The organism is Martelella sp. UBA3392 (assembly GCF_002358775.1).
GTDB lineage: Bacteria > Pseudomonadota > Alphaproteobacteria > Rhizobiales > Rhizobiaceae > Martelella > Martelella mediterranea.
In genome coordinates this window covers 1-4,208 of the sequence record NZ_DEPM01000166.1, presented here as the reverse complement: position 1 = coordinate 4,208, position 4,208 = coordinate 1, and the positions used below count along the sequence as shown (strand labels likewise).

The 4,208-nt window shown below is 61.7% G+C and carries 4 protein-coding genes; 2 read left to right on the top strand and 2 right to left on the bottom strand.

The annotated features are described in order from the left end of the window. The coding region (groL, locus tag B4E36_RS12615; RefSeq protein ID WP_345900418.1) for a chaperonin GroEL at window positions 1–1,614 on the bottom strand (1,614 nt) is incomplete at its 3' end. Window positions 1,615–1,693: 79 nt separating this feature from the next. Continuing rightward, window positions 1,694–1,990 (bottom strand): co-chaperone GroES, encoded by a 297-nt coding sequence (gene groES, locus B4E36_RS12610; protein WP_018065505.1) that lies wholly within the window; start codon window positions 1,988–1,990, stop codon window positions 1,694–1,696. Between the two features lie 230 nt (window positions 1,991–2,220). Between groES and chrA the strand changes: the two genes are divergently transcribed. Together chrA and B4E36_RS12600 are read left to right on the top strand one after the other, a co-directional pair. Continuing rightward, window positions 2,221–3,585 (top strand): chromate efflux transporter, encoded by a 1,365-nt coding sequence (gene chrA, locus B4E36_RS12605; RefSeq protein WP_345900417.1) that lies wholly within the window; start codon window positions 2,221–2,223, stop codon window positions 3,583–3,585. Window positions 3,586–3,622: 37 nt separating this feature from the next. Next, window positions 3,623–4,208: TIGR01459 family HAD-type hydrolase (locus B4E36_RS12600; RefSeq protein ID WP_345900416.1), on the top strand; the 586-nt coding region annotated here is incomplete at its 3' end.

The window sequence follows — 4,208 nt, the reverse complement described above, 5'->3', positions numbered from 1 at the left end:
GCCCATGTCGGGCATGCCGCCGCCGGCGCTTTCCTTCTTCGGAGCATCGGCGATCATGGCTTCGGTGGTGATCAGCAGCGAGGCAACCGAGGCTGCGTTCTGCAGGGCCGTGCGGACAACCTTGACCGGATCGACGATACCCATGGCGATCATGTCGCCATATTCGCCGGTCTGGGCGTTGTAGCCGAAGTTGTCGTCGTTCTTGTCGAGGATCTTGCCGACAACGATCGAAGCTTCGTCACCCGCATTGGTCGCGATCTGGCGAACCAGCGACTGGAGCGCACGGCGGACGATGTTGATGCCGGCTTCCTGGTCGTCGTTCTCGCCCTTGGAGGCGATCTTGGTGGAGGAGCGCAGCAGGGCCACGCCACCGCCGGGCACGATGCCTTCCTGAACGGCCGCGCGCGTCGCGTTCAGAGCGTCGTCGATGCGGTCCTTCTTTTCCTTCACTTCGACTTCCGTGGAGCCGCCAACGCGGATCACGGCAACGCCGCCGGCGAGCTTGGCAAGGCGTTCCTGCAGCTTTTCGCGGTCGTAATCGGACGTGGTTTCCTCGATCTGGGCCTTGATCTGGGCAACACGGGCTTCGATGTCGGACTTCTGGCCGGCACCGTCGACAACCGTGGTGTTTTCCTTGGTGATCGAGACCTTCTTGGCAGTGCCGAGCATGTCGAGGGTAACATTTTCGAGCTTGATGCCGAGATCTTCGGAGATGACCGTGCCGCCCGTCAGGATGGCGAGGTCTTCGAGCATGGCCTTGCGGCGATCGCCGAAGCCAGGCGCCTTGACGGCTGCGATCTTGAGACCGCCGCGCAGCTTGTTGACGACGAGGGTCGCAAGCGCTTCGCCTTCAACGTCTTCAGCAATGATCAGGAGGGGCTTGTTCGACTGAACGACAGCTTCCAGAACCGGCAGCAGAGCCTGAAGGTTGGAGAGCTTCTTTTCGTGCAGCAGAATGTAGGCGTCTTCCAGTTCAGCAACCATCTTCTCGGAGTTGGTCACGAAATAGGGCGACAGGTAGCCGCGGTCGAACTGCATGCCTTCAACGACTTCGAGTTCGGTTTCGGCGGTCTTGGCTTCTTCAACCGTGATGACGCCTTCATTGCCGACCTTCTGCATGGCGGCGGCAATGTCTTCGCCGATCTGCTTTTCGCCATTGGCGGAAATGGTGCCGACCTGGGCGACTTCTTCCGACGTGTTGATCTTCTTGGCCTTGGCCTGAAGATCCTTGACGACTTCGGCGACGGCGAGGTCGATACCGCGCTTCAGGTCCATCGGGTTCATGCCGGCGGCAACGGCCTTGTTGCCTTCGCGGATGATCGAGGAAGCGAGAACGGTTGCCGTCGTGGTGCCGTCACCGGCAATGTCGTTGGTCTTCGAAGCAACTTCGCGGACCATCTGGGCGCCCATGTTCTCGAACTTGTCTTCCAGTTCGATTTCCTTGGCGACCGAAACACCGTCCTTGGTGATGCGCGGAGCGCCGAAGGACTTTTCGATAACGACGTTACGACCCTTGGGGCCAAGCGTGACCTTGACGGCGTCGGCGAGCACGTCAACACCGTGCATCATCTTTTCGCGCGCAGTGCGGCCGAATTTGATTTCTTTAGCAGCCATTTGAAAACTCCTGGTTTATCAAAACCTTATGGGCAGGTGCCCGGCTGGTTGGAAAGGTGGATCGTGGGAAGGCGCTTGATTAAGCGACGATGCCCATGATGTCGGCTTCCTTCATGATCAGAAGGTCTTCGCCGTCGAGCTTGACTTCGGTGCCCGACCACTTGCCGAACAGGACGCGGTCGCCGACCTTGACGTCGAGCGCGACAACATTGCCGCTGTCGTCACGGGCGCCGTTGCCGACAGCGACGATTTCGCCTTCCTGCGGCTTTTCCTTGGCGGTGTCGGGGATGATGATGCCACCCTTGGTCTTTTCTTCAGACTCCACGCGGCGTACAACGACGCGGTCGTGCAGGGGGCGGAAAGAAATGCTTGCCATTGTCTATACCCTCGATCGAATGACATTCGCGACCGTTTTCGCGGTCGCATGGATCAGTGTTAGCACTCCTCACTAGAGAGTGCTAATAACGGTGATTTAAGAAGGGGAAGAAGCGGTGTCAAGAAACGGCTTCAAGTTTTTTTTGATCGCCGTCGGAACTTTTTCAGGCCGCCTATTGCCGGCTTCATACAGGTTTTATGCCGTGATCGTAACCCCGACCCTTGATATCAATGCGGAATCATTTCCACCCGGATTGCGAGGACATTGTGACGGTCGCTGCGACAGAGGATAAAAAGCCGGACTTCAGCGAGCTTGTCAGCGTATTCGCGCGTATCGGGCTCCTGTCCTTCGGCGGGCCGGCCGGCCAGATCGCGCTGATGCATCGGATCATCGTTGACGAGAAGCGCTGGCTTCCGCCCGACCGATACCTTCACGCCCTCAACTACTGCATGCTGCTGCCCGGTCCCGAGGCCCAGCAACTGGCGACCTATGTCGGCTGGATGCTCCACGGGGTGCGGGGCGGCATTGCCGCGGGTCTGTTGTTCGTGCTGCCGGGTTTCGTTCTGATTGTCGCGCTCGCGGCGCTCTATGCGACGCTCGGCGATGCCGCGTGGCTGGAAGCGATCTTCATGGGGCTGAAGGCGGCGGTGCTCGCCATCGTCGTGCAGGCGTTGTGGCGCATGGCGGGGCGCTCGCTCAAAGGGCCGGTGTCGGTGGGGCTCGCGCTCGCGGCCTTTCTGGCGCTGTTCGTCTTCGGCGTGGCCTTTCCGGTCGTGGTGCTGGCAGCCGGGCTCGTCGGTTATGTGTTCATGCGTCGACCGGTGGTGGCCGAGCCTGATATCCCGGTGAAGCGGGATTGGCGCAGGCGCGGTGTCTCCACCGCCGGAACCCTTCTGCTTTGGACGGCGATATGGCTGCTGCCTCTGTTCGCGCTGGCCCCGTTCGGCGATTTCCACACGCTGACCGATATTTTCGGCTTCTTCATAAAGATCGCGCTGTTTTCCTTCGGCGGGGCCTATGCGGTGCTGACCTATGTGGCGCAGGAGGCGGTGGCCACCTACCACTGGCTGACGCCGGCCGAGATGATGGACGGGCTGGCCCTTGCCGAGACGACGCCGGGGCCGCTGGTGCTGGTGCTGTGCTTCGTCGGCTTTCTGGCGGCCCATGCCGCGCCGGTCTTCGCCGCGCCGCTTGCCTCCGGCATCATCGGCGCGGTTCTGACCGCCTGGGCGATCTTCGTGCCAAGCTTCCTGTTCATCTTCGCCGGCGCGCCCTATGTCGAGGACCTGCGCCGCAATGCCGCGCTTTCCGGGGCGCTCGCCGGCATCGGCGCGGCGATTGTCGGCGTGATTGCCAATCTCTCGCTCTGGTTCGCGCTCAATGTCCTGTTCAGTTCGGTGGACCGGATCGCGCTGTTTTCTCTGCCGCCGTTCATGCGCGCGAGCCTGATATGGCCGGACGGGACAAGCCTCGACCCGGCCTCGCTTGCCATCAGCGTGGCGGGGATTGTCGCGCTCATCAAATTCAGGGTCGGCATTTTGCCGCTTCTTGCGGGCGCCGCGCTTACGGGGCTTGCCATCGGCACGCTGTTGTGACCATTTGTCCGCGCCTTCCAAGGAACAAGGAAAATCCATGCCGAAACCGATCGACGCTCTCCGTGCGCTTCATGCCGATTACGATGTCATGCTCTGCGATGTCTGGGGCGTTCTTCACAATGGCGTGGCCTCCTTCGATACGCCGAAGGCGGCGCTTTCCGAGGCGCGCCGCGCCGGCAAGACGGTGATCCTGCTCACCAATTCGCCGCGGCTTGGACCGTCGGTCAAGGAGCAGCTTGCCGCGCTCGGCGTGACGGATGAAAGCTTTGATGCCATCGTGACCTCCGGCGACGTGACCCGGACGCTGGTCGCCGAAGGCCCGCGCAGGCTCTATTATCTGGGCCCGGAGCGCGACGCCGACCTTTACGGGGATACCGGGGTCGAGAATGTCGGCGAGGCCGATGCCGAGGGCATTCTGTGCAGCGGCTTCAAGGATGATGAAACCGAAACGCCGGAAGACTATCGCGATCTGCTGACGCGTTTTGCGGCGCGCGACCTGCCGCTGATCTGCGCCAATCCCGATCTCGTGGTCTCGCGCGGTAACCGGCTCGTGCCCTGCGCTGGCGCGCTCGCGGCACTTTACAGCGAACTCGGTGGTCAAACCCGCATCGCCGGCAAGCCCC

Coding starts and splice junctions, on each gene's coding strand:
- groES (WP_018065505.1), bottom strand. CDS start 1,990: ATGGCAAGCATTTCTTTCCGCCCCCTGCACGACCGCGTCGTTGTACGC.
- chrA (WP_345900417.1), top strand. CDS start 2,221: ATGCGGAATCATTTCCACCCGGATTGCGAGGACATTGTGACGGTCGCT.